We start from the raw sequence: 23341 nt of genomic DNA, 5'->3' as shown, positions 1-23341 counted from the left end.
CGGGGCAAGGAGGTCCGGTGTCAAGAATCAGATTCTAGAATTTGGAGGCGCTAGCATGGCACGCATGGCACGCAAGTCGTCGTGGGAGTGGAGCCGCACCGCGCAGACCCGCAAGAGCATGCTGCAGGCGGCCCGTGAGGTCTTCAGCGAGCACGGCTTCGCCGAGGCCAACGTCTCCGAGGTGGTGGCCCGCGCCGGATCCAGCGTCGGCAGCCTCTATCACCACTTCGGCGGCAAGACCGAGCTGTTCCTCGCCCTCTACGAGGACCACCAGGCGGCGCACGAGCAGGCGTCGGCCGCCAGCGTGTCCAAGGCCAAGAAGGAGGGCGTGAGCGACCCGGTCGAGCTGCTGATCGCCGGGGCGCGCGCCTACCTCGCCGGGGCGTGGGAGCGCCGCGACCTGGTCCGGCTGTTCATCGACGGCGACGGGCCGCCCGGCTTCGAGCTGATCAGGCGCACCCGGGGCCGCGAGTGGGTCCGCCAGAACGCCGTGCTGCTCGGCGCCGGCGGCGACCCGCTCGACCGGTTCACCGTGGCCGTGCTGACCAGCATCATCGGCGAGGCCGCGCGCGAGGTCGCCACTTCCGACACCGAGGAGGAGGCGCAGGAGGTCATCGAGGCGGCGATGACGCTGATCCGCCGCCTCGACCCCCTGCGGGTCCTCGACGAGAGCTGAGCCCGGGGCTCAGGCGACGGTGGCCCGGCCGCGGTCGATGACCACCGTGCCGTCGTCCTTCGCCGTACGGAACAGCACGTCGGTCCCGTCCACCCAGATCGACACCGTCAGCGACTCGCCAGGGAAGACGGGACTGCTGAACCGGCCCGACATCGCTTTGAACCTGGCCGGGTCCGAGCCCGCGACCGCGTGCAGCAGCGCCCGCCCGGTCACCCCGTACGTGCACAGCCCGTGCAGGATCGGCCGGTCGAAGCCCGCCCGCGCGGCGAACTCCGGATCGCTGTGCAGCGGGTTGTAGTCGCCCGACAGCCGGTAGACCAGCGCCTGCTCGGGCCGCGTCGCGTAGGTGATCTTGTGGTCGGGAGCCCGGTCCGGCGCCCGCCAGTCGTCGCGCGGTCCGCGCTCGCCGCCGAAGCCGCCCTCGCCCCTGATGAACACCGAGCTCCGGCTGACGACGACCGGCTCGCCGGTCTCCAGGTCCACCGCCCGCGCCTCGGTCGTCACCAGCGCGCCGGAGCCCTTGTCGTAGATGCCGGTGACCGTGCTGGACGTGCGCACCCCGCCGGCCGGCGGCAGCTCGCGGAACAGCTCGAACGCCTGCTCGGCGTGGACCAGCATGGCCCGGTCGAAGTCGCCGAGCCGCCGCCCCGGCGACTGCGCGGCCAGCACCGCGAACGTCGGCAGCACCCGCTGGCCCTTCTCGGTCGCGAACTCCAGCTCCGACAGGCCCGCGCCGACGCCGAGCGCGTACAGCATGGTGTCCCTGGCCGTCCAGGTGCGCTCGTGCGCCGGCCCCTCCTGGCCGACCACGCCGTGGTCGAGCGGCATGTCAGTCCTCCCGTCCCGGGATGCGGCCGTTGGTGAGCGCGTTGGGCGCGGCCTTCTCGACCAGGCCGGGGATGACCGCGCCCAGCTCGGCCGGGTCCCACCGCGAGCCCTTGTCGACGCCGGGCCCCGCGTGCCAGCCCTCGGCCACGCTGATCGCGCCGCCGCGCACGTTGAACACCCGGCCGGTGATGCCGCGCGCCTCCGCGCTGGCCAGCCAGACCACCAGCGGCGCGATGTCCTCGGGGTCGGCGCCCTTGGCCCCGGAGGAAATGAGGTTCTCGGTCATGCGGGTGAGCGCGGCGGGGGCGACGGCGTTGACGGTGACGCCGTAACGCTCCAGCTCCCGCGCCGCGATGACGGTCAGGCCCGCGATGCCCGCCTTGGCCGCGCCGTAGTTGCCCTGCCCCGGGTTACCGTAGATGCCGGAGGACGAGGTCGTGTTGATGATCCGGGCATCCACCGGTTCGCCCGCCTTCGCCTTGCCCCGCCAGTAGGCGGCGGCGTGGCGCAGCGGCGCGAACGTCCCCCGCAGATGCACTCTGATGACGGCGTCCCACTCGTCGGCGGTCATGTTGACGAGCATCCGGTCCCGCAGGATGCCCGCGTTGTTGACCAGCACGTGCAGGTCGCCGAACCGCTCGATCGCGGCGCGCACCAGGCGTTCCGCGCCGTCGAAGTCGGAGACGTCCTCGCCGTTGACGATCGCCTCCCCGCCCATGGCCTCGATCTCGGCCACCACGTCCGCCGCGGCCCCGGACGAGCCGGTGCCGTCCACCTCCGCGCCCAGGTCGTTGACCACCACCTTGGCGCCCTGCCGGGCGAACTCCAGCGCGTGCCCGCGCCCGATGCCCCGCGCTCCGCCCGTGACGATGACCACGCGGCCCTCGACTATCCCGCTCATCCGACACCTCGATCCTTGACCGGCTGACGATGTGAATTGGATTCTAGTATTAAAATCTAGAAAGGACAGGGTTTCTCTTGACGCTCACGACCACCACTCCCATGGGCCAGGCCTGGCGAACGTTGTCGGTCGTGAGCCTCGCCAGCGTGCTGACCGGTCTCGGCGGCAGCTCGATGAACGTCGCGCTGCCCGAGATCGCCCGGCACACCGGGGCCGACGCCACCGCGGCCGGCTGGATCCTCCTGGGCTTCCAGTTGACCACGACCGTGCTCATGGTGGTATTAGGCAGGCTGGCCGACCTGTTCGGCCGCCGCCGGATGTACCTGCTCGGGCTGGGGATCTACACCTTCGCCGCCCTCCTCGCCGGCTTCTCGCCCAACGCCTGGGTGATCGTCGCGCTGCGCGTGGTGCAGGCCGCCGGGGCCGCCATGCTCCTCACCAACAGCGCCGCCCTCGTCAGCGACGCCTTCCCCCGCGAGCGGCTGGGCGAGGGCATGGGCGTGTACGTGGCCTCGTTCTCGATCGCCGGGCTCATCGGGCCGACGCTCGGCGGGTTCCTGGCCGAGAGCCTGGGCTGGCGGTGGGTGTTCTGGTTCAACGTGCCGATGGGCGTCGTGTGCCTGATCTGGGGTGCGCTCGTGCTGCGCGGCCCCGCGCCCGGCGACCGGGACCGCGGCCTCGACCTGCCCGGCAGCCTGCTCGTGCTGGTCACACTGGGCGGGCTGCTGCTGGCGCTGTCGGAGTTCACCCGGCTCGGCTGGAGCCACCCGGTCGTGGTGTCCGGGCTGGTGGCGGCCGTCGCCGGGCTGCCGCTCTTCCTGATCAGAGAGCGGCGGGCCGCGCACCCCGTGGTGGACCTGGGGCTCTTCCGCGACCGGGCGTTCGCCTTCGGGACGCTCGCCTCGTTCCTCAACGCCGTCGCCCGCATGGGCATGGTGTTCCTCGTCGCCCTCTACTTCCAGGCCGTACGCGGCGAGGACCCGGTGCAGGCCGGGCTCAAGGTGCTGCCGCTCGCGGTGGCCGCGATGACCGCCTCCGTGGTCTCCGGGTTCCTCCAGCGCCTGCTCACCGCCCGTACGCTGGCCGTCGGCGGCGCCGCCGCCACCACCTGCGGCCTGCTCGTCATGCTGGCCGTGATGTCCACCGACGTCCCCTATCCGGCCGTGGCGCTCGGGCTGGTGCTCATCGGGCTCGGCTCGGGGGTGTTCCTGCCCTCCAACACCACCGCCATCCTCGACGGCCTGCCCTCCGACCGGCTCGGCATCGTCAACGCCATGCGCCTCATGCTCCAGAACACCGGCAACGTCGTCGGCACCGCCCTGGTCCTGTCGATCCTCACCGCCCCGCTCCCGGCCGCCCTGCACCAGCAGGTCTTCGCCGGCACGCTCGGCCGGCTGTCGGGCGGCGCGGTCGAGCAGCTCGTCACCGGCTACCGCTACGCGCTCGCCGCCATGGCCGCGATCTCGGTGCTGACCGTGCTGGCCTGCCTGGCCCGGCGCAGGGCCACCTGACCGGGACCGGTACGGTGGCCGGGTGGTTGAACGCAACGGTCCCCGGCGACACGTCTACCTCCGCGCGGTGCGCTTCGGCGACGTCGACTCCCAAGGTCACGTCAACAACGTGCGCTTCCTCGACTACCTGGAGGACGCCCGCTTCGGCATGTTCGCCATCGACCCGCACAACGCGGGGGAGGAGCCGTTCGGCGGCCTGGTCGTCACCCGGCACGAGATCGACTACCGCCGCCCGCTCGGCTTCCGCCCCCAGCCGGTGCGCGTGGAGACCTGGGTGGAGGAGGTCCGCGCGGTGCGCTTCCGGCTGCGGTACGAGATCCGCGACGACGACGAGCTCTACGTCACGGCCACCTCCGTGATCGCCGCCTACGACGTCGAGCGGGCCGCCCCGCGCAGGCTCAGCGAGGCCGAGCTGGCCTACCTCAAGCGCTTCGCGTAATGAAGCGCTGGTGGATGCTGGCGCTGGGCGTCAACGCCCACGCCGGTGTCACTCTCGGGCTGTTCGGCTTACCGCTGGTCATGCCGGAGATCCAGCGCCACTTCGGGGTGTCGCTGCCGGTGGCCGGCATCATCGCCAACGCCTCCGCCGTCGGCATCCTCGCCGCCCTCGTCGCCTGGGGCGCGCTGGCCGACCGGCACGGCGAGCGGCTCGTGCTCGGCGCCGGCGTGGGCCTGGCGGCCGTGCTGTTCGCCGCCGCCTCCCGCGTCGAGAGCGTCTGGGGGGTGGCCGTGCTGCTCGCCCTGGCCGGCGCGGCGGGCTCGGCCGCGATGGTCGGCGGCGGGCGGATCGTGCTGCGCTGGTTCCGGCCGCCCGAGCGCGGCGTCGCCATGGGCGTGCGCCAGGTGTCCTTCACGCTGGGCATGGCGGTGAGCGCGTTCACGCTGCCGCCGGTCGCGGCGGCGTACGGGCTGCCCGGCGTGCTGCTCGTCTGCGCGGGCGTGAGCCTGCTGGCCGCGGTGCTGGCCGCGATCTTCCTGACCGAGCCGCCGCACGAGGCCGCCGGGCAGGGCGCGGCGCCGGCCGGCTCGCCGTACCGGCAGCCGGCGCTCTGGCGGGTGCACGCCACCAGCGCCCTGCACGTGGTGCCCCAGATCGTGGTCACCACGTACGGGGTGACCTGCCTGGTCGAGCTCTACGGCTGGGACGCCGTGTCGGCCGGCCGGCTGTTCGGCGTGGCGGCGATCGGCGGGGCCGCGGTGCGCGTCGCGGCCGGCCGTTGGTCGGACCGGGTCGGGCTGCGCATGCGGCCCCTGCTGCTGATCACCTTCGCCAACGTCGTCGTGCTGCTCCTGCTGGTCGCCGGGACGCTCACCCGCACCTGGCCGGGCCCCGTCATGCTGGCGCTGGCCGCCGTGATGACCGTGGCCGGCAACGGGCTCGCCTACCTCGCGGCGGGCGAGCTCGCCGGGCCCGCCTGGGCGGGGCGGGTGCTCGGCACCCACAACACCGTCCAGAACACCGTCTCCCTGGCCGCCATCCCGCTCACCGGCGTGCTCATGGAGAGCGCCGGGTTCTGGGCGGGCTTCGCCGCGGGGCTGGCGTGCACGCTGCTGTCGGTGCCGGTCGTGCCATGGCGGGGTGAGCGGGCCCGGCGGGGGTGAGGGCTACGCGGCCCGGCGCAGCCACACGGCCGTGTCGGCGGGCAGCAAGCCGCCCTTGACCGGGCCGCTCGCCAGGATCACCTCGTCGTGGGCGGGGAGGCGTACGGGGTGGGTGCCGCAGTTGACGGCGCAGATCAGCGGGCCGCGGGTGAAGAAAAGCGCACCTTCGGGAGAATCCAGCCACTCCAAGGTATAAGGAATTTCCTCCACCAGTTCGCGGCGCCGGGCCAGCGCCCGCCGGTAGAACTCCAGCGTCGAGTCGGCGTCGCCCTCCTGCTTCTCCACGCTCAGCTCCGCGAACTCCGGCGGCTGCGGCAGCCACGGCTCCACCGAGTCGGGGGAGAACCCGTGGGAGGGGGCGTCCACCGTCCACGGGATCGGCACCCGGCACCCGTCGCGCCCCGGCAGCTTGCCCTCCGACTGGAAGAACACCGGATCCTGACGGGCCTCGGCCGGCAGATCGGTGACCTCGGGCAGGCCCAGCTCCTCGCCCTGGTAGAGGTAGGCCGAGCCGGGCAGGGCCAGCATGGTCAGCAGCGCGGCCCGCGCCCGCGCCAGCCCCGTGCCGGGGTCGGCCGTGCCGTAGCGGGTGCGGTGGCGTACCACGTCGTGGTTGGACAGCACCCACGTCGCGTAGGGGACCGCGCCGAGCGTGTCGTCGATCACCTGCTTGAACGCCGTCGGCGACCAGGGCGCCTGCAGCCAGGCGAAGTTGAAGCTCTGCTGCAGCTCGTCGGGGCGCACGTAGAGCGCGAGGTCGTCGAGGCTGTCGGTCCAGACCTCGCCCACCGCCATGCGCTCGCCCGGATAGCTGTCGAGCAGCCGCCGCCAGTCGCGGTAGACGCCGTGCACCTCGGGCTGGCCCCACACCGGCGAGGCCGCCATGAACGACTGGTCGCCCACGTCGGGCAGGCCCTCCGCCTTGTAGAGGCCCATCGCCACGTCGATGCGGAACCCGTCGACGCCGCGGTCCAGCCAGAACCGCAGCACGTCGAGGAACTCCTCGTGCACCTCGGGGTTGCGCCAGTTGAAGTCGGGCTGGCCCGGGGCGAACAGGTGCAGGTAGTACTGGCCGTCGGGCACCTGCGTCCAGGCCGGGCCGCTGAAGGTGGACTGCCAGTTGTTGGTCGTGTCGCGGAAGATGTAGCGGTCGCGGCCCTCGCCCCGCAGCGCCGCCTGGAACCACGGATGCTGGTCGGAGCTGTGGTTGGGCACGATGTCGACCAGCACCCGCAGCCCCAGCTCGTGCGCCTCGGCCACCAGCGCGTCGAAGTCGGCCAGCGAGCCGAACAGCGGGTCCACGCCTCGGTAGTCGGCCACGTCGTAGCCGCCGTCGGCCATGGGGGAGGGGTAGAACGGGGTCAGCCAGATGGCGTCGATCCCCAGCCGCTTCAGGTAGGGCAGCCGCTGCCGCACCCCGGCCAGGTCGCCGACGCCGTCTCCCGAGGCGTCGGCGAAGCTGCGTACATAGATCTCGTAAACGACGGCGTCACGCCACCAGGGGATGTCCATGACGGCTCTCTGCCCCGTCAGGCGGGGGAGTTCACCAAGCTGTGGGCGGCGTAGACCAGATAGTCCCAGAGCCGGGTCTCCTGCTCCTCCGGCAGGTCGAGCGAGTCGACCGCGTCCCGCATGTGCCGCAGCCAGGCGTCCCGCTCGGGCTCGCCGATCACGAACGGCATGTGCCGCATCCGCAGCCGGGGATGCCCGCGCTGCTCGCTGTAGGTCTTGGGGCCGCCCCAGTACTGGACGAGGAAGCCCCGCAGCCGCTCCTCGGCGCCCGTCAGGTCGGGCTCGGGGTAGAGCGGCCGCAGGATCGGGTCGTCGGCGACCCCCTCGTAGAAACGGTGGACGAGGCGCCGGAAGGTCTCCTCGCCGCCTACGGCATCGTAGAAGGAGGTCTCAGTCACAGCATTAGCTTAGGCAATCGCGACCATGGGAATGCCCGCGGTGTCCATGGCCGTCTTGACCCGGAGCCGGAGCTCCCGCGCCACCTCGGCCTGCGCGGACGGCAGGGTCTTGACCGTGACGCGGAACACCATCGCGCTGTTGGACATCTGCTCCACGCCGAAGACCTGGGGCTGCTCGACCATCTTGCTCTCGCGCAGCTCGGAGTCGGCCCACATCTCCTCGGCGGTGTGCTCAAGCAGCACCTTCACGGTGACCACGTCGGCGTCATAGGCGACCGGGACGTCCACGAAGGCGCGCGACCAGCCCTGCGACTCGTTGCCGACTCGGGTGATCGTGCCGTTGCGCACGTACCAGACGCGGCCGTCGGAGTCGCGCAGGCGGGTCACCCGCAGGGTCACGGCCTCGACGGTGCCGACGGCGGCGCCCGCGTCGATCACGTCGCCGACGCCGTACTGGTCCTCCATCAGCATGAACAGGCCCGCGATGAAGTCCTTCACCAGCTCCTGGGCGCCGAAGCCGATGGCCACGCCGAGGATGCCGACGCTGGTCAGCACGGGCGCGATGGGGATGGTCAGCCGGTCGAGCACGGTCAGCGCCGCGGTGCCCAGGATGACGATCGAGGCGATGTACCTCAGCACCGAGCCCATGGTCTCGGCCCGCTGCTTGCGCCGCTCGTGCAGCAGCACGTCGATGCTGTCAGGGGGCGCGCCCTTGCGGAACCTGCTGGTGATCGAGCCGCCCGCGGCCGCCCGGTTGACCACCCGGGTGATCACCCGGTGGGCGATGTTGCGGATCACGAACGCGAACACCACGATCAGGACGATCGTGATGGCGGTCGCCACCAGCGGCGCCCAGGGCGCGTTGTCGAACACCCCCGCGAGCGTGGAGCAGAGCACCGTGTCGTTCTGGCAGACCGTGCTCACTCCGTTCGTGAGCGTGTCCAGGTCGGGCAGGACCGTGGACGTCGACGAGGGCTGTGGCGACGGTGTCACCAGCAGTAGCACTGGGTGGATCCCCCTCCGGAAGCGGTTCGATCGGCTTTGGACCGAGTTGATCTAGTTGATCTAGTTCGGATCCAAAATACCGCCGACCGAACCGCCCGCCGTCACATCACGCCGGGGAAGACGGGGACGCGGGCTCTCTGGGCCGCGGAGGGAGAGAGCCCACGCTCCGATGACGGACGGCTCGGAACGGGACACGCACCCGGAAGCATGTCCCGCGCCGGTTCCGGGAGGGATCCCCCGAACACCCGCCCCGGTGGGACGGGTGGCTTGGCCACGCGCACGGGTGCGAGCCGTGCGCGCGAGATCTGCCGCCCCCGAAAGGGCGGGAACCGGCGGAGTGACACAGGGCGCCTTCGGTCGGAGCCCTCCGCACCGGTCACCCCGCCGGCTCCGAGGAGCCGCCGTGGTCGCGGTGAGCCGTGATGGCCGCGTTCCATCCGGATCACCGCCGTCGTCACTCGCCCACGGCGGCGAGCACTCGGGCGACCTTCGTCGCCGCACCGGCCGGGTCGTCGGCCGTGTGCATCCGCTCGCCCCAGGACCAGCAGTACCACCAGTCCGGCATGTCGGAGATGGTGGCCGAGCGGCAGGTCACGTTCTCCGTCAGGCTGGTCGCCTTCGGGTTGATCACCCGTACGAACTGCCGGCCGCCCTGGGTCCGGACCACTCGGGCGAGCAACCCGCGGGCGCCGAGCTCCTTGACCAGACGTTCCAGCCGCTCGTAGTCGTCGTCCCCCACCGTGTCCTCCTAGGAATCGCTGCTGGTGGGCCAAAGATGGCTCAAGACGGCGGCGGGCGCAACGAGCGGAATCCGGCTACGGGGAGTTGCTTCTCCCTCATGGGATGTAAGAAACAGCCCCTGGGAGGACGATCCTTAACCGTAGGCTTGTCGCGGAGCGTTTCCTTCCAGTCTTCGTTGCTTCATAGTCATGGGTAGGCGCGCTGCGACTTGATGACTACGATCAGTCATCAGTTGCGGACCGGTCGAGACTTGCGGGAGAGGGGCCGGGATGTCCGGCAGGCAGCACAGGGAGACGGAGATCGCGCGGCGGATCCGGGCCAAGGGCCTCGCCGCGGGGCGCACTTCCGCCCAGATAGCCGACGAGATCCACGAAGCATGCGCGTCGCAGTTCAGCACGAGCCGGATCAAGGCGCATCGCCTGGCGCACGGCATCGCGCTGGCCGACGTGATCGAGCAGGTCAGGGCCCTGTTCGATCGAGATCAGAAACCAGCGCCGGGCATCGGCGAGACGCTGCTGTCCGCGTACGAGAGCGGGCTCAAGCGCCCGGGGCCCGAATACCTCCACTACCTCTGCACGGTCTACCGGGTCGAGCCCTCCTCGCTCGGCTTCGACGCGCCGTGCATCTGCGGGCACGGTCACCGCATGCCCGGCACCGTCAGCGGCGAGAACATCCCCCGCCCCCTGACGCTGGCCGAGCGCGACCTGGTGCTCCACCCGATGGTGATCGACCCGGAGACGGAGGAGGACGAGAACATCCTCCGCCGCACGCTGTTAAACCTGCTCAACACCGACACGAACCTCTCGGAGCAGCTCGACGGCCCCGTGCTCGGCGCGTGCGAGGGCATCAGGCGCCGCATGGACGAGACGCTCGTGGCGGCCACCGTCTCCGCCCAGATGCTCGACCAGTGGGAGGAGGCGACGGCCAGCTTCGGCCGCCAATACACCACGACGGCCCCGCTGCGGCTGCTGTGCGACGTGCTGCTGGAGCTGAGCGCGGTCCGTACGGCGATGTCCAGGCGCCAGCCCATCGACCTGACGGATCGGCTGTGCCGGATGGCCGCCCAGCTCTCCGGGCTGAGCGGCATGATCCTCATCAACCTCGGCGACCACCGCCTGGCCCGCTCGTTCTTCCGCACCGGGCGGGTGGCGGCCGACGAGACCGGCGACCGCGCGCTGCGGGCCTGGATCTGCGCCCGTGAGTCCCTCGTCCCTCTCTACTTCGGCGACGCCCGCGAGGCGCTGCACCTCGCGAAGAAGAGCCGCGACCTGGCCGGCAACACCCCGTGCGTCGCCCAGGCCATGGCTCCGGTCGTCGAGGCCAGGGCGCTGGCCATGATGTCGGGCATCGACAGCAAGAAGGAGGTCGTCGACCAGGCCAAGCGGGCGCTCGCCCGGGCCAGGAACGCCTTCAGCCACATGCAGGACGAGGACAAGGAAGACCTCGCCTTCGGCTACACCGAGAAGCAGCTCTACTTCTACCAGGGCGACGTGCTCACCAAGCTCGGCCAGACGCTGGAGGCCGAGGTGGTGCTCGACCAGGCGCTCAGCGCCTACGAGGACCACATCCTCGACCAGACGCTGATCCGGCTGGACCAGGCGCAGTGCCGGCTGATCGACGGCGACGTCGCCGAGGCGGTGTCCGTCGCGACCAAGGCGCTCCACCTGGTGGGCAACGAATACCTGACCGACTTCATCGTGCGCCCGGCCACGGCGCTGGAGCAGCTGATCGTGGCGCAGGACCCGCACGCGCCCGGTCTTGAGGAGTTCCGCGCCGCGCTGCGGCGCCCGAGGGCACAGATGAAAGGGGGCGGTGCGTGAAGCTGACCATCAGGCGCTATCGCTGGTCCGATCTCGACACCATTCTCACGCTGCACCAGATCTGCCTCGCCCAGGTGGGCCTGTTCCCCGGCGACGGCGTCTACTACGACGACGACTTCCCCCGCATCCAGGACCTCTACCTGGCCTGCGGCGGTGACTTCCTCGTCGGGGAGACCGGCGGGCGGGTCATCGCGATGGGCGGGCTGAGACCCGTCGACACCGTGACGGCCGAGGTCTGCCGGTTGCGCGTCCATCCCGAGTTCCAGCGGCGCGGCTTCGGCGCGGCCATGCTGCGCGCGCTCGAACAGCGCGCGGCGGAGCTCGGGTTCCGCAGCGTCAGAGGCGACACCACGCTCAACCAGGGTGCGGCGCTGTCGCTCTACCGGCGCCAGGGCTGGCGCGAGCTGTCCAGGGAGCGCGTGGGCGACCTGACCGTCGTCTACGGCGAGAAGCGCCTGGCTCCTCCCGCGGTCCTCGACGCGGCGTCCGGCGCGCTCTAGCCCGGCCCCCTCGCGTTTCCCCCTCCCGAGGCCATCCCCCTCCGGCCTCGTTCGGCGTGACCGTTCCGCCGATCCTCCCTGTTGTGGACAGGACGCGCCATTCCCGTGAAGCGGGATAAGTGAGGAGATGGGGCGACCCCCGGTGCGTGCGAGGTAGGGATGTACGAACCCGCGGGTGAGTGTCTTCACTCCAAGTGGTAGAGGAACCTGCCCGGCTCGCTGGCTGTACATCCACGGCTGCGAATAGTAGTGAGATGCTTCAGCCATGGCAGGTGTGCCCGCTCCCCGACCCCTCCTGGGAGCCGTGCTTCTGTTGTTCGTCAGCGCCGCTTGGGGGTCGGCGTTCCCGCTGATGAAAGACCTCATCCACCGGTTACCGGTCGAGGACCTCCTCGCCGAGCGCTATCTGCTCGCGGCGCTGACGCTCCTGCTGATCCGGCCGCGCTGCCTTCGGGGGCTGCCGCGCGAGACGTGGATCAACGGGGTCATCCTGGGGATCATGTTCGGCATCGGGCAGACCGCGCAGGCCGTGGCGCTGCACGGGCTGCCGTCGGCGGTGTCGGGGTTCGCCGTGGGGTGCAGCGTGGTGATCACGCCCATCCTGGCGCTCCTCATCCACAAGGCCCGGGTGCAGACCCGCATCTGGTACGGCGTCGTCTTCGCGCTCGCCGGGATGACCGCGTTCACGCTGATGCGCGGCGTCGAGGAGCACGAGATCTCGCTGATCGCGCTCGCGGCCACCCTCGCCGCGGCGGCGCTCTACTCCGGTCACACGCTCATGCTCGGGCATATCTCCAAGCAGCGGGCCTTCCAGCCGTACGCGCTGACCGCGATCCAGCTCGCCACCATCGGGCTGACCACGGGCCTCGCCGGCGCCAGGGACGGCATCACGCTCCCTTCGAGCGCGCCCGACTGGCTGCTGCTCGCGCACCTGTCGGTGGTGTCGTGCGCGCTGGGGTTCCTCGCCCGCTCCTACGGCCAGGCGCACGTGCCGGCCATCCCGAGCGCCGTCCTCATGTCGTCGCAGCCCGTTTTCGTGGCCCTCATCGCGGTGATCTGGTTCCACGAGCAGCTCGGCTGGAGCATGGTGGTGGGCGGCGGGCTCATGGCGGCCGCGATGCTGCTCGCCGTCCCCGCGCGGGCCACGCCGGACAAGCGGGCCGTCGCGCCGGACGAACGGGCCGCCCCGCCCGAGAAGGAGCGCGTGCCGGACCGACGCGAGCTTCTCGACCTGTCCCGCAGGGCCGCGAAGGTGCTGAAGGACCTCCGCGTCAAGCGCGAGGAGCCGGCGGCCCCCTGCGCCGGGCCGACCCCGATCATCGCCAAGAGCGCCTGCGTGGACACCGCCTCCTGCCCCTGGCACACCCGCTCGCTCAAGGGCGGCGGCGAGCCCAGCCTCGAACGCCTCATCGAGCGCGCCACCATCATCGTGCGCGCCAGGAACCTGCCCGGCCCCGGCTGCTGCCGATCGGTCACGCTCCTGGGCCGCTGCCTGTGTGAGTTGATGGAGGAGACCGAGCGCAATCGCATGGAGTCGATGCCTCGGTGGTTCGGCACCAAATAGGTTAGGGAAACCAGTCAAAAGGCAACTACTTCTTATCCCCGGCCCTCCGGCTTATCCACCGCGAACCTTGATATGCGTAGGGATGCCCTCCTGAAAGGGCATCACCCCCGCGCGAGTGGAGAGGCACGTCATGAAACGCATCGTCGTCCGCAAGCCTGGCCCCAAGAGGCTCGCCGGGACCTCCAGCGTCATCCACAAGGGGTGACCGGGTCCCACCTCAAGGTCGAGGGCGCACCGCCCGAGAGCTGGCAGGCCGCGCGGCTGCTGATGCCGATGATCGACGCGCACCGGCGGCCACGCGGCCCCTACACCGTCGCGGCGGCGCTGCTGCGCAGGCTGGTGCCCGAGACCCTCGAACGCTCGGCGGAGCTGGTGGCGGCCCACGACATCGAGATCCGGGCGGCGGCGCCCGAGCTGGCCGAGCTGGTCCCGGCCCGGCGGGTGACGATCGACGCCGCGCTGAGCGACGACGAACGCATCCTCGTGCCCGCGCCGCGCCGCACGCTGCGGCTGGCCAACGGCCTCGCCGAGTTCGTCCGCGCCGCCGTGCCGCCGGGGCGGGCGCTGGCCGTGTGCAACCTCGCCGAGGCCGACCCCACCGACCTCGAACTGCTCGACGTGCTGGCCCGCCGCCTACCGCCCGGCACGCTCACCCTGCTGCTCTGCACCGGCGGCCCCGAGCCGCCGCCCGACACGCGGGACGCCGCCGCGCTCTGGGCCGTCGTGGACCGCTCCATGCGCGAGGGCTTCCTGCACGCCGTCGCAGAACTGGGGGAGCGCGGTCTCGCCAGGACCGAGCCCGGCGGGGCCTCGTGGTGGGGCTTCGCGCAGCGCACCGCGACCGCGCTCGGCGGGCTCGGCCGTACCGCCGAGGCACGGGCGCTCTGGGACTGGGTGCGCGAGGTCAGCCAGGACCCGAAGATGCACGCGGCGGCGGCGTACGGCACCGCCATGCTGGACGCCCGCCACCCCGACCCCGCCCGTCGCGACCTCGGCCGCGCCCGGCGCTGGATCAACCTGGCCATCGCCGTCTCCTCCCTCCTGCCCGACCCCGCCGAACGGGCCTTCAAGCTCGGCTTCGACCGCAACGGCCTGGCCCTGGTCGAGCTGCGCGGGCAGCGGCCCGAGGCCGCGCTGGCGCTGGTGGAGTCGGCCATCGAGCTGGCCCGCGAGCTGGGGGAGCGGCATCCGCTGCACCGCATGGTGCTGCTGGCCAACCGGGCCCAGCTGCTCGCCGCGCTCGGCCGCGACAAGGAGGCCCTGGACGACTACGGGGCCGCCATCGCCCTCGACCCCGCCTTCCCCGACCACTACCTGGAGCGCGGCAACCTGCTGCTCAGGCTCGGCCGGCACGAGGAGGCGCTGGCCGACTACGAGCAGGCCATGCGGGCGGGGCCGCCGCTGCCGGAGGCGTACTACAACCGGGCCGAGCTGCGCGTGACGCGCGGCGACACCGAGGGCGCGCTCGCCGACCTCGCCCGGGTCGTCGAGCTCGACCCGGCTCACCTGGACGCCTCCATCAACCGGGCCGGGCTGCTGGCCGCCCTGGGACGCGACGAGGAGGCCGCGGCCGAGGTGGCCGCCGGGCTCGCCCGCGCGCCCGGCAACCCGCACCTGCTGACCGTGCTGGGGCAGCTGGAGACGTCGGCGGGCCGGTTCGACGCGGCCGCGGCGGCGCTGGACGAGGCCGTGTCGGCCGCGCCCGACCTGGCCGCGGCCTGGGGGAACCGGGGGGTGCTGCGGTACGCGACCGGCGACGTCGAAGGCGCGATCGAGGACCTGAGCCGGGCCATCGACCTCCAGCCCCAGCCCGAACTGTACGGCAACCGCGCCGTCGCGCTGCGCGCCCTGGGCCGCACGGAGGAGGCCGAGGCCGACGAGCGGCGCGCGAGCGCCTTCTCCTGAATCGGGCGGCCTTGCGGCGGATCTCCCCGGCCTTGGTTGCCCGCGCTCACCTGACGGGATTGGATGGAAGGATGATCACGGGCAGGCCGGACGCGCGACCGCGGGTGGCGGTGTCGAGCTGCCTGCTGGGCGAGCTGGTCAGATACAACGGCGGCCACAGCCGCGACCGCTTCCTCACCGACGCGCTCGACCCGTACGTCGACTGGATCCGCATCTGCCCCGAGATGGAGGCGGGCCTCGGCACGCCCCGCGAGACCCTGCGGCTGGAGGCCGCCGACGACGGCCCCCGGCTGAGGACCCGCGCCACCCACGTCGACCTGACCGACCGGATGCGCGCGCTCGCCGCCGAGCGGGCCGCCGCGCTCGACGTCGACGGGTACGTCTTCAAGGCCAAGAGCCCCACCTGCGGCATCCACGGCGTGCCCGTCTACCGCGCCGACGGGACGCCCGCCGACCGGCGCAACAGGGGCCTGTTCGCCGAGACGGTCATCGCGGCCCATCCGCTGCTGCCGGTCGAGGACGAAGGCCGCCTGCACGACGCGCTGCTGCGCGAGAGCTTCGTGGAGCGCGTGTTCGCGCACGCCCGGCTGCGGGCGCTGCTCGCCGGCGACTGGCGGCCCCGCGACCTGGTCGCCTTCCACGCCCGGCACAAGATGCAGCTCCTCGCCCACGACCCGCTCCGCTACCGGCAGGCCGGGCGGGTGGTCGCCGAGGCGGGCGTCCGGCCCCATGAGGAGGTGGCCGCCGCCTACGCCGCGCTCTTCCGCGAGGCGCTGGCGAGCAAGGCCACGCTGGGCAGGAACGTCAACGTGCTGCAGCACGCCATGGGCATGCTCGCCCTCGACCCGACCCGGCGCGCCGACCTGGCCGAGGTGATCGAGTCCTACCGGGCCGGCGTGGTGCCGCTGAGCGTCCCGACGACGCTGCTGCGCCACCACGCGCGGGGCGAGGCGGCCGATTACGTCCGCGACCAGACCTACTTCTCGCCCTACCCGGACGACCTGCGGCTCCGCAACCACGTGCCGGCTCTCGGATAGCTAGCCTCGGGGGATGGAGCACGTGAGCGCCCGTCCCGCCGCCCGCGTCGTCTGCCTCGACCGCGACGGCCGGGTGTTGCTGCTGCACTGGTACGACCGCGTCGCCCGGGCCGACCTGTGGGAACCGCCCGGGGGCGGCATCGACCCGGGGGAGACGGCGCTCGACGCCGCCCGCCGCGAGCTGACCGAGGAGACCGGGCTGCCCGGCTCGGCGGTGCTCGACCGGCACGTCGTGGTGGCCCGCGACTACGCCTGGCTGGGCGTCCGCTACGTCAAGGACGAGTCGTTCTACCTCGCCAGGTTCGCCGGGGCCCGGCCGGTCGTCAGGCCGGACGGGCTGACGGAGGAGGAGCGGGAGGCGTACCTCGGGTACGTGTGGGCCGAGGAGCTGCCCGCGGCGGGGCTGGAGCCGCCGGGCCTGGCAGAGGTCGTCCGCCGGCTCACGGACCAGTAGGCCGCCGGAGCTTCGCGCCGCCCAGCTCGGTCAGCGTCGTCGCCATCAGCCCGCGCAGCAGCGTGCCGGACAGCTGGTCGTGCACCTGCTCCACCGGCAGGCCCTTGCCCACCCGCTGCCGGTAGTCCTCGCGGGCGGCGGCGTCGGGGAAGGGCAGCGCGGTCATGCCGACGACGACGCTCACCCGGGTGCCGCCGCGCGGCAGCAGGGCGACCGCGTGGGTGCGCAGGCAGGTCTCGTCGGGGGCGCCGTACCAGCCGCACTTGACGGCCGCCTCGGCCGAGCCGAGCGCCTCCCGGACCCCGAACGTCTGCTCGCCCTCCACCTGCCGCATCCACTCCAGCACGTCGGCGGCCACCGGGTCGCCGGCCGCCGCGGACTGGGCGAGCACCGCGTACGCGGTCGCGACCTCCTCGGCGGCGACCTCGACCGAGCCGAAGCGCGAGGGGTCGCCGTTGGGCGGGGTCCAGGACACGCCCGTGCGCTCGCGGAGGTCGTCGAGGATGACGCCGGGCCCGACGCCGAGCCACAGGTTGAGCGTGTCGGCGTTGGAGGAGACCACGACCGCGGGCTCGGCGTGCCGGCGCCAGCGTTCCCGGTCGGGGATGCGGTCCGCGGCCACCCACGCGTAGAGGGGTTTCAGCAGCGACGCGCAGCGCAGCCGGGTCAAGCCGGCGCACGCGGACACCGTGCGGGGCGGCGGCCCGCCGTAGCCGCGCCGGATCCCGGCGGCCTGGGCCGCGGCGCTTTGGTCAAGGTCGTCGAGCAGGTCGTTGAACGCCACGCACCCCACCGTAGACCCTACGGGCGCTCTCCCCAGCGGCCTTCGTACCACTCCGCGCCCGGCGGCTCGCCGGGCAGCGGGGTGCGGCCGGGGGCGCGCAGGCCGTCGAGCGCGATGGCGAGCAGCCGCCGCTTGACGTGCTCCTGCGCGGGGTCGGGCGGGCCGGGCGCGGGGCGGCTGAACTGCTCGATGAGCAGGGAGAGGTCGAGGGCGGTCACGTCCCGCCTGAGCACGCCGGCCGCGTGCGCCCGCCCGACGAGCCGCCCGGCCAGCTCGGTGGCCCGGCGCGAGACGCGCCACATCTCGGGGGTGACCTCGATGGTGCCCGCGACGGGGGCGAGCGCGCCGGAGCGCAGGCCCACGCATTGCCGTACGTACCCCTCCAGGCCGGACCACGGGTCGTCGTCGGCGAGGGCCGTCTCGGCGGCCTCGGCGACGCGCTCCATGGCGATGAGGCACAGCCGCTGGAGCAGCTCCTCCTTGGTGCGGTAGCGGCGGTAGAGGCTGCCCATGCCCACGCCCGCCTGCCGGGCGATGGCCGAGACCGGCGCGTCGAACCCCTGCGTCGTGAACACCTCGTGCGCCGCCCGCAGCAGCCGCAGATCGTTGCGCGCCGCCTCGGCCTGCCTGCCGCGTCCGGACATGGTGACCACGATAGTCGCGGAGCGGTACGCTCCGATAAAGATTGCGGAGCGAATCGCTCCGATAACCGGAAGGGCTGGGACATGCGCGCGGTGGTCCTGAGGCGGTACGGCGGACCGGAGGAACTGGTCGCCGAGGAGGTGCCGGACCCGGTCGCCGGGCCGGGGCAGGTGCTGGTGCGGGTCACGGTGGCGGGCGTGACGTTCGTGGAGACGCAGGTGCGCGCCGACCGGGGCCCGCGGCGGGCCGAGCTGCCCGCCGTCCTCGGCAACGGGGTGGCGGGCACCGTGCTGGCGGTGGGGGAGGGCGTGGACCCTGCGTTGACCGGCACGCTCGTCGTCACCACGCTCGGCGGTCAGGGCGGCTACGCGGAGCTGGCGGTGGCCGGCGCCGAGGACGTCATCCCCGTTCCTGAGGGGCTGTCGCCCGAGCACGCCGTCGCGCTGCTGGCCGACGGGCGCACCGCGCTCGGCCTGGCACGCGCCGCCGCCCCTGCGCCGGGGGAGTGGGTGCTGGTGGAGGCGGCGGGCGGCGGCGTGGGCAGCCTGCTCGTGCAGCTCGCGAGCGCCGCCGGGGCCCGCGTGGTCGCGGCGGCCGGCTCCGCCGCCAAGCGCGAGCTGGCCGCCGGTTTGGGGGCCGAGCTGACCGTCGACTACACGCGGCCGGGCTGGGCCGGCGAGGTGCGCGCCGCGACGGGCGGGCTCGATCTCGTCTTCGACGGCGTCGGCGGCGACATCGGCGCGGCGGCGCAGGGGCTGCTGAAGGACGGCGGGCGGATCAGCGTGTACGGCATGGCGGGCGGCCCCATGACCACCCCCGACCCGCGCGTCAAGGCCGTCGCCTGGCCGGACACGGACCTGCGCGAGCTGTCACGGGCGGCGCTGGCCGAGGCCGCGGCCGGCCGTCTCCGCCCGGTGATCGGCGCGGTCGTCCCCCTGGCGTCCGCCGCGTCCGCCCACGCGGCCATCGAGGCCAGGACGGTCGTCGGCAAGACCCTGCTGGTCCCCTGAAGGCCGCCCCAAGAGGCGGTCTCTGAGACAGGGCCTTCAAAGGACCGCGGAGGAGCCATCGGCGGGCTGCGGACGCGGGCCGTCAACGGGCTGCGGGCGGGGACCTCAGCGGGCTGCGAACGGGGCCGTCAACGGGCTGCGGGCGGGGCCGTCAGCGGGCTGCGGGCGCGGGCCGTCAGAGGGGTGACCTGGCCAGGGTCAGGGCCAGGGCGAGTGGCGGCAGCGTGACCAGCGTCAGCGCCGCCGCCACCCGCCACCCCCGGTGGACCCGCGACTCGGTCACGAACGCCGCCACGACCCCCGCCCCCGCGAACGCCGCCCCCGCCGCCGCCAAGTCCGCCCACTGCGACGTCCACGACGGCAGCGCCTCCCCGGCCAGCCGGAACACCACCAGCGCCCCGGCGGCCACCAGCGCCACCCGCCGCGCGGGTCGTACGTCCACCCGCTCCAGCACCCGTACGGCCCCGGCCAGCAGCACCAGGCTGATCACCACGAGCAGCCCGACCGACGGCGCGAGGCACCCCCAGTCCGCGCAGCCCACGCCGAGCCAGGCGACGCGGACGGTGGCCCACCACAGCACCCCGAGGACGGCGCACACCGCGGCCGCCCGCCCCATTCGCCCCGCCATGACCTCCATGTTCTCATCCAGGGCCGGTGGGGGAGCCGCTCAGCGCTTCATGGCGCCGTCCGCGATGGCGTCCGCCGCCTCGCCGATCGCCACCCCGACGATCTCCAGCCGCCGCACCAGCTCCCGCTCCTTCATCTTCTCCGGGGTCAGCTCGTCGCCCGAGAAGATGCGCGAGATCTCGTACTGGTACATCCGCCGGATCGCCCCGCCCGCCTTCTTCGCCTCCAGCGCGTCCACCTCGACCGCCGACGGGCTCGCGGCCAGGTCGCGTACGGCCTGCTCCAGGGCGTCGATGCCGACGATCACCTGGTCGAGCATGGGCGTGAAGCGGATCTGCTCCGGCACCCGGTACAGATGGGACTCGCGCACGAAGTCCCGCAGCGAGTCCAGCACGTCGTCGATCGAGCGCGACAGCCGGAACAGGTCCTCCCTGTCGATCGGCGTGACGAGGGCGGACTGGAGCTCGTCCACGAGGCGGGCCCGCTCCTCGTCGCCCAGGTGCTCGATGGAGCGCATCCGCTCGTGCGCCCCCGTGCGCCCGACCTCGCCGCCGATCATGGCCATGGCCAGCCAGGCCCCCTCCTTGGTGGCTTCAAGCTGGCCGAGCAGCGCTTCGGTCACCCCGGCGTCCATGCGCCCGGAGATGAGATCCCTGATCCACCGCAGCCGCTTCACAACGCTCTCAGTCCTTTCACCGCCAGGGCCAGGACCCAGCCCGCCAGCGCGCTGGCCGGCAGGGTCAGCAGCCAGGCCGTCGCGATCTTCAACGCCGCGTACCAGCGCACCCGGCCGCTGCCCTGCGCGACGCCCGCGCCGATGAGGCCGCCCGCGATGGCCTGGGTCATGCTCACCGGCATCCCGGCCGCCGCGCAGCCGATGACCGCCAGCCCCGACGCCAGCTCGGCGGCGACGCCGTGCGGGGGCCTGGAGACGATGATCTCCCGGCTCAGCGTGCGGCCCGCCCTCGGCAACCCGTAGAGGACGCCGATCCCGAAGAGCACGGCCACCAGCGCCGTGTACGGGGCCGGCGCGTCGCGGAAGCCGATGGCGATCATGAAGAGCGCGAGCATCTTCTGGGCGTCGTTGGCGGCGTACGCGACGGTCTGCAGCAGGAAGCCCAGCCGGTGCCACCGCCCGAGCCCCCGCGAGCCCGTCACCAGCGCCAGCAGCCGGATCAGCACCCATGCCAGCAGCCCGCCGACGATCGGGGCGGCGACGCCGAAGGCGAGCACCTGCGCCACCGTCGCCCCCGACACCGGCAGCCCCCAGCCGAGGCCCGCCCCGGTGAGCCCGCCCACGACGGCGAGGGTGAGGCTGGTCGGGCGGCCCTTGACGCTGAGCGCGACGACCACGCCGAGCGCCGCGAGCACGGCCGCCGACGTCGCGATCCGCCCGCCGGGCGCGTCGAAGTGCGCCAGCCGGTCCACGAACGTCAACGCCACCTGGTAGGACAGCAGCGGCACGACCGCCACCATGAGGATCAGCCCGAGGATGCCCATCGCCGGCCGCACCGTGGGCAGCTTGAGCCCGGTGGCGAGCAGCGCGCCGCCGTCGTTGATCCCGGACACGATCGCGAACAGGGCGGCGACCACGACCAGGACGACGGCGTCCAAAGGCACGCGCTCCACCCCCGTCGGCTCAGGACGATGAGGCGGGACCCGGCCGAGTTACCCAAATCGTCCGCAATGCCGGATAACTACCCCATATTTGATCGCCCAGCGTGTCCCCGGCGACACTCCTCACGCCGGTACGCTCGACGTGACGCCCGATCCACGTCCCCACGACACTAAGCGCGAGAGTGACCGCATGACCAGCCCAGCCGAATACATCCTGACGCTCTCCTGCCCCGACCGCCCCGGCGTCGTGGCCGCCGTCTCCGGCCTGCTCGCCCGCCACGGGTGCAACATCATCGAGAGCCAGCAGTTCGGCGACCGGAAGGCGGAGCGCTTCTTCATGCGCGTGCAGTTCGCCGGAGGGCCGGCCGAGGACGACATCAGGGCGGCCTTCGCCGCGCTCGCCCCCGACTTCGCCATGGAGTTCACGGTCCGGGACGTCGCGCGCAAGCCGCGCGTGCTCATCATGGTCAGCAAGTTCGACCACTGCCTCAACGACCTGCTCTACCGGGTCAAGGCGCGGACGCTCGACATCGACGTGGTCGCCGTCGTCTCCAACCACCCCGACCTGCGCCCGCTCACGCAGTCGCACGGCATCGACTACCACCACCTGCCGGTCACCCCGGAGACCAAGCCCCGGCAGGAGGCCGAGGTGCTGGCGCTGGTCGAGCACTACCAGGTCGACCTCGTGGTGCTGGCCCGCTACATGCAGGTGCTCTCCCAGGACCTCTGCGAGAAGCTGGCCGGGCGGGCGATCAACATCCACCACTCGTTCCTGCCGTCGTTCAAGGGCGCCAAGCCCTACCACCAGGCGCACGACCGCGGCGTCAAGCTGATCGGCGCCACCGCCCACTACGTGACCTCCGACCTCGACGAGGGGCCGATCATCGAGCAGGAGGTGGCCAGGGTCAACCACAGCCACTCGCCCGAGGACCTCGCGGCCATCGGGCGCGACGTCGAGTGCGTGACGCTGGCGCGGGCCGTCAAGTGGCACGCCGAGCAGCGGGTGCTGCTCGACGGTCACAAGACGGTGGTCTTCCCGCGCTGAGCCCGCGCGGGGGTCAGGGCCGGTAGGTCCCGAACCACCAGGTGTTGCCCTCGGGGTCGGCGCAGCCGTACTCCCTGGACCCGTACGGCTGGTCCACCAGCCCCATGGTGACCCGGGCCCCCGCCGCCACCGCGCGGTCGTGGTGGGCGTCCACGTCGTCCACCGCGACGTAGATCCCCGGCCCGCCGGGCCGGCCCTGGCCGAGCATGATGATGTCGTCGCCTGCCAGCACTTCGACGTGGTAGACCACGCCCTCGTCGTTCTTGGACACCTCGTGCGCCCGGAAGCCGAACGCCTCCGTCAGGAAGTCGAGCGCCGCACCGCAGTCCTGGTAGCGGGCGAGCGCGTACACGGTTCGCATGGGCTCAGGATGCCGCGCGGCCGCCCCGGGGTCTTGGAGAAATCTGACCGGGCGTGACGCCGCCGAGCGCCCGGAACTCCCTGTTCAGGTGCGCCTGGTCGGAGAAGCCGCACTCGGCGGCCACCAGCGCGGGAGCCGCGCCCGAGCGCAGCAGCCGCGCCGCCCTCCCGAACCTGATCACCCGGGCCGCCCTCTTCGGCGGCAGCCCCACCTGGTCCTGGAACCGCGCCACCAGATGCCGGTGGCTCCAGCCGAGCGCGGCGGCGAGCTCGGGCGCGCGGACCCGCCCACCCGACTCCAGCAGCCGCGCCCACGCCCACGGCACCTCCGGCCCCACCTCGGGCCCCTGCCGGAGGCGGGCCAGCAGCAGCCGGTCGGCCAGCGCCAGCCGCTCCCGCCAGGACGGCGTGGCGGCCAGCCGCTCCACGACCGTCTCCGCCCACGACCCCAGCAGCTCGCCGGCCGGCAGGACGCGGTTGGTCAGGTGACGCATCGGCAGCCCGTGCAGCCGCCGGGCGCCGAACGGCGTGAGGAAAACCTGCACGCCCTCCGTCGGCCCCGCCGTGCGGGTGACGGTGAACCGGTCGCCCAGCCCGCCCGCGAACGCCGTGAGCCGCTGCCCGTCCACCTCCATCGGCGTGCCGAAGGCGAGGATGAGCACGGCACCGGGCATCGCCGGCTCCGCCCGCGTCACCGGCGCTCCGTGGCGCTCGCGGTAGGCGGTCAGGCGGGTGACGTAGGGGCGCAGGGCAGCGCTGGGGACGGCCTCGACCATGGCCAGCCCCAGCGCGCTCACCCCTC

At 72.8% G+C, this 23341-nt stretch carries 25 protein-coding genes; 12 read left to right on the top strand and 13 right to left on the bottom strand.

Annotated features, from left to right (window positions below):
* The first annotated feature begins 64 nt into the window (after window positions 1-64).
* On the top strand, window positions 65-676 hold the full coding sequence (locus tag ACBR40_RS43865) for a TetR/AcrR family transcriptional regulator (RefSeq protein WP_020542109.1): 612 nt from the start codon (window positions 65-67) through the stop codon (window positions 674-676).
* Between the two features lie 9 nt (window positions 677-685).
* Here the strand turns inward: ACBR40_RS43865 and ACBR40_RS43860 are convergent, their stop codons facing one another.
* Together ACBR40_RS43860 and ACBR40_RS43855 are read right to left on the bottom strand one after the other, a co-directional pair.
* Entirely contained in the window at window positions 686-1504 is an 819-nt protein-coding gene (locus ACBR40_RS43860; protein WP_344207084.1) for a MaoC/PaaZ C-terminal domain-containing protein, read from the bottom strand.
* Between the two features lies 1 nt (window position 1505).
* Complete coding sequence (locus ACBR40_RS43855; protein ID WP_371252551.1) at window positions 1506-2405, bottom strand: SDR family oxidoreductase; 900 nt, start codon at window positions 2403-2405, stop codon at window positions 1506-1508.
* A 77-nt stretch (window positions 2406-2482) separates the two neighbouring features.
* Between ACBR40_RS43855 and ACBR40_RS43850 the strand changes: the two genes are divergently transcribed.
* From ACBR40_RS43850 to ACBR40_RS43840, 3 genes are read left to right on the top strand one after another with little or no spacing between them, the layout of a single operon-like run.
* The gene (locus tag ACBR40_RS43850; protein WP_371252550.1) at window positions 2483-3916 is read left to right on the top strand and encodes an MFS transporter; all 1434 of its coding nucleotides are present in this window, start codon (window positions 2483-2485) and stop codon (window positions 3914-3916) included.
* A 22-nt stretch (window positions 3917-3938) separates the two neighbouring features.
* Entirely contained in the window at window positions 3939-4355 is a 417-nt protein-coding gene (locus ACBR40_RS43845) for a thioesterase family protein (protein ID WP_344207086.1), read from the top strand.
* On the top strand, window positions 4355-5518 hold the full coding sequence (locus ACBR40_RS43840) for an MFS transporter (RefSeq protein WP_371252549.1): 1164 nt from the start codon (window positions 4355-4357) through the stop codon (window positions 5516-5518). Before ACBR40_RS43845 ends, ACBR40_RS43840 begins: the two co-directional genes overlap by 1 nt.
* 3 nt (window positions 5519-5521) lie before the next feature.
* Here ACBR40_RS43840 and ACBR40_RS43835 read toward each other — a convergent pair whose 3' ends face one another.
* The 4 genes from ACBR40_RS43835 to ACBR40_RS43820 all read right to left on the bottom strand — a co-directional run bounded on the left by ACBR40_RS43835 (window position 5522) and on the right by ACBR40_RS43820 (window position 9172).
* Window positions 5522-7030, bottom strand: a complete 1509-nt coding sequence (locus ACBR40_RS43835) for a glycoside hydrolase family 13 protein (RefSeq protein WP_344207089.1) — start codon at window positions 7028-7030, stop codon at window positions 5522-5524.
* A gap of 17 nt (window positions 7031-7047) precedes the next feature.
* Window positions 7048-7428: a globin gene (locus ACBR40_RS43830; RefSeq protein WP_344207090.1), complete on the bottom strand. Its 381-nt coding sequence runs from the start codon at window positions 7426-7428 to the stop codon at window positions 7048-7050.
* 9 nt (window positions 7429-7437) lie between these two features.
* On the bottom strand, window positions 7438-8433 hold the full coding sequence (locus tag ACBR40_RS43825) for a mechanosensitive ion channel family protein (RefSeq protein ID WP_344207091.1): 996 nt from the start codon (window positions 8431-8433) through the stop codon (window positions 7438-7440).
* Between the two features lie 454 nt (window positions 8434-8887).
* Window positions 8888-9172 carry a hypothetical protein gene (locus ACBR40_RS43820; protein WP_344207092.1) on the bottom strand — a complete coding sequence of 95 codons (285 nt, stop codon included), beginning with the start codon at window positions 9170-9172 and terminating at the stop codon, window positions 8888-8890.
* 271 nt (window positions 9173-9443) lie between these two features.
* Here ACBR40_RS43820 and ACBR40_RS43815 point away from each other — a divergent pair, with 271 nt between their 5' ends.
* The 6 genes from ACBR40_RS43815 to ACBR40_RS43790 all read left to right on the top strand — a co-directional run bounded on the left by ACBR40_RS43815 (window position 9444) and on the right by ACBR40_RS43790 (window position 16454).
* Entirely contained in the window at window positions 9444-10994 is a 1551-nt protein-coding gene (locus tag ACBR40_RS43815; RefSeq protein WP_344207093.1) for an XRE family transcriptional regulator, read from the top strand.
* On the top strand, window positions 10991-11494 hold the full coding sequence (locus ACBR40_RS43810; protein ID WP_344207094.1) for a GNAT family N-acetyltransferase: 504 nt from the start codon (window positions 10991-10993) through the stop codon (window positions 11492-11494). The genes ACBR40_RS43815 and ACBR40_RS43810 overlap by 4 nt, the downstream gene beginning before the upstream one ends.
* Window positions 11495-11798: 304 nt before the next feature.
* Window positions 11799-13058 carry a DMT family transporter gene (locus tag ACBR40_RS43805; protein WP_371252548.1) on the top strand — a complete coding sequence of 420 codons (1260 nt, stop codon included), beginning with the start codon at window positions 11799-11801 and terminating at the stop codon, window positions 13056-13058.
* Between the two features lie 201 nt (window positions 13059-13259).
* A complete protein-coding gene (locus ACBR40_RS43800; RefSeq protein WP_371252547.1) occupies window positions 13260-14963 on the top strand; it encodes a tetratricopeptide repeat protein in 1704 nt (567 codons plus the stop codon).
* Window positions 14964-15034: 71 nt separating this feature from the next.
* Window positions 15035-16000 carry a DUF523 and DUF1722 domain-containing protein gene (locus ACBR40_RS43795; protein ID WP_344207097.1) on the top strand — a complete coding sequence of 322 codons (966 nt, stop codon included), beginning with the start codon at window positions 15035-15037 and terminating at the stop codon, window positions 15998-16000.
* Window positions 16001-16013: 13 nt separating this feature from the next.
* Entirely contained in the window at window positions 16014-16454 is a 441-nt protein-coding gene (locus ACBR40_RS43790; protein ID WP_344207098.1) for an NUDIX domain-containing protein, read from the top strand.
* On the opposite strand, the gene ACBR40_RS43785 is transcribed toward ACBR40_RS43790, so the two are convergent.
* On the bottom strand, window positions 16441-17238 hold the full coding sequence (locus tag ACBR40_RS43785; RefSeq protein ID WP_344207099.1) for a hypothetical protein: 798 nt from the start codon (window positions 17236-17238) through the stop codon (window positions 16441-16443). The two genes, ACBR40_RS43790 and ACBR40_RS43785, sit on opposite strands and share 14 nt — an antisense overlap.
* A 17-nt stretch (window positions 17239-17255) precedes the next feature.
* Window positions 17256-17882 (bottom strand): helix-turn-helix domain-containing protein, encoded by a 627-nt coding sequence (locus tag ACBR40_RS43780; RefSeq protein ID WP_344207100.1) that lies wholly within the window; start codon window positions 17880-17882, stop codon window positions 17256-17258.
* Between the two features lie 81 nt (window positions 17883-17963).
* On the opposite strand from ACBR40_RS43780, the gene ACBR40_RS43775 reads away from it, so the two are divergent.
* Window positions 17964-18890: a zinc-binding dehydrogenase gene (locus tag ACBR40_RS43775; protein WP_371252546.1), complete on the top strand. Its 927-nt coding sequence runs from the start codon at window positions 17964-17966 to the stop codon at window positions 18888-18890.
* A gap of 175 nt (window positions 18891-19065) precedes the next feature.
* On the opposite strand, the gene ACBR40_RS43770 is transcribed toward ACBR40_RS43775, so the two are convergent.
* Genes ACBR40_RS43770 through ACBR40_RS43760 form a run of 3 tightly spaced genes read right to left on the bottom strand, consistent with a single transcriptional unit; the run spans window position 19066 to window position 21137 of the window.
* Window positions 19066-19518 carry a hypothetical protein gene (locus ACBR40_RS43770; RefSeq protein ID WP_371252545.1) on the bottom strand — a complete coding sequence of 151 codons (453 nt, stop codon included), beginning with the start codon at window positions 19516-19518 and terminating at the stop codon, window positions 19066-19068.
* A 39-nt stretch (window positions 19519-19557) separates the two neighbouring features.
* Window positions 19558-20193, bottom strand: coding sequence for a DUF47 family protein (locus ACBR40_RS43765; RefSeq protein WP_344207103.1), 636 nt, complete (start codon window positions 20191-20193; stop codon window positions 19558-19560).
* On the bottom strand, window positions 20190-21137 hold the full coding sequence (locus ACBR40_RS43760) for an anion permease (protein WP_371252544.1): 948 nt from the start codon (window positions 21135-21137) through the stop codon (window positions 20190-20192). The genes ACBR40_RS43765 and ACBR40_RS43760 overlap by 4 nt, the downstream gene beginning before the upstream one ends.
* 187 nt (window positions 21138-21324) lie before the next feature.
* Between ACBR40_RS43760 and purU the strand changes: the two genes are divergently transcribed.
* The gene (gene purU, locus ACBR40_RS43755) at window positions 21325-22179 is read left to right on the top strand and encodes a formyltetrahydrofolate deformylase (protein WP_344207105.1); all 855 of its coding nucleotides are present in this window, start codon (window positions 21325-21327) and stop codon (window positions 22177-22179) included.
* A gap of 13 nt (window positions 22180-22192) precedes the next feature.
* Here purU and ACBR40_RS43750 read toward each other — a convergent pair whose 3' ends face one another.
* Window positions 22193-22540 carry a VOC family protein gene (locus ACBR40_RS43750; protein WP_371252543.1) on the bottom strand — a complete coding sequence of 116 codons (348 nt, stop codon included), beginning with the start codon at window positions 22538-22540 and terminating at the stop codon, window positions 22193-22195.
* A 4-nt stretch (window positions 22541-22544) separates the two neighbouring features.
* Window positions 22545-23336, bottom strand: coding sequence for an AraC family transcriptional regulator (locus ACBR40_RS43745; RefSeq protein WP_344207107.1), 792 nt, complete (start codon window positions 23334-23336; stop codon window positions 22545-22547).
* Window positions 23337-23341 lie beyond the last annotated feature (5 nt).

Source organism: Nonomuraea sp. AD125B (genome assembly GCF_041402765.1).
GTDB classification, from domain to species: domain Bacteria; phylum Actinomycetota; class Actinomycetes; order Streptosporangiales; family Streptosporangiaceae; genus Nonomuraea; species Nonomuraea bangladeshensis.
This window is presented reverse-complemented; position numbering and strand designations above follow the sequence as displayed.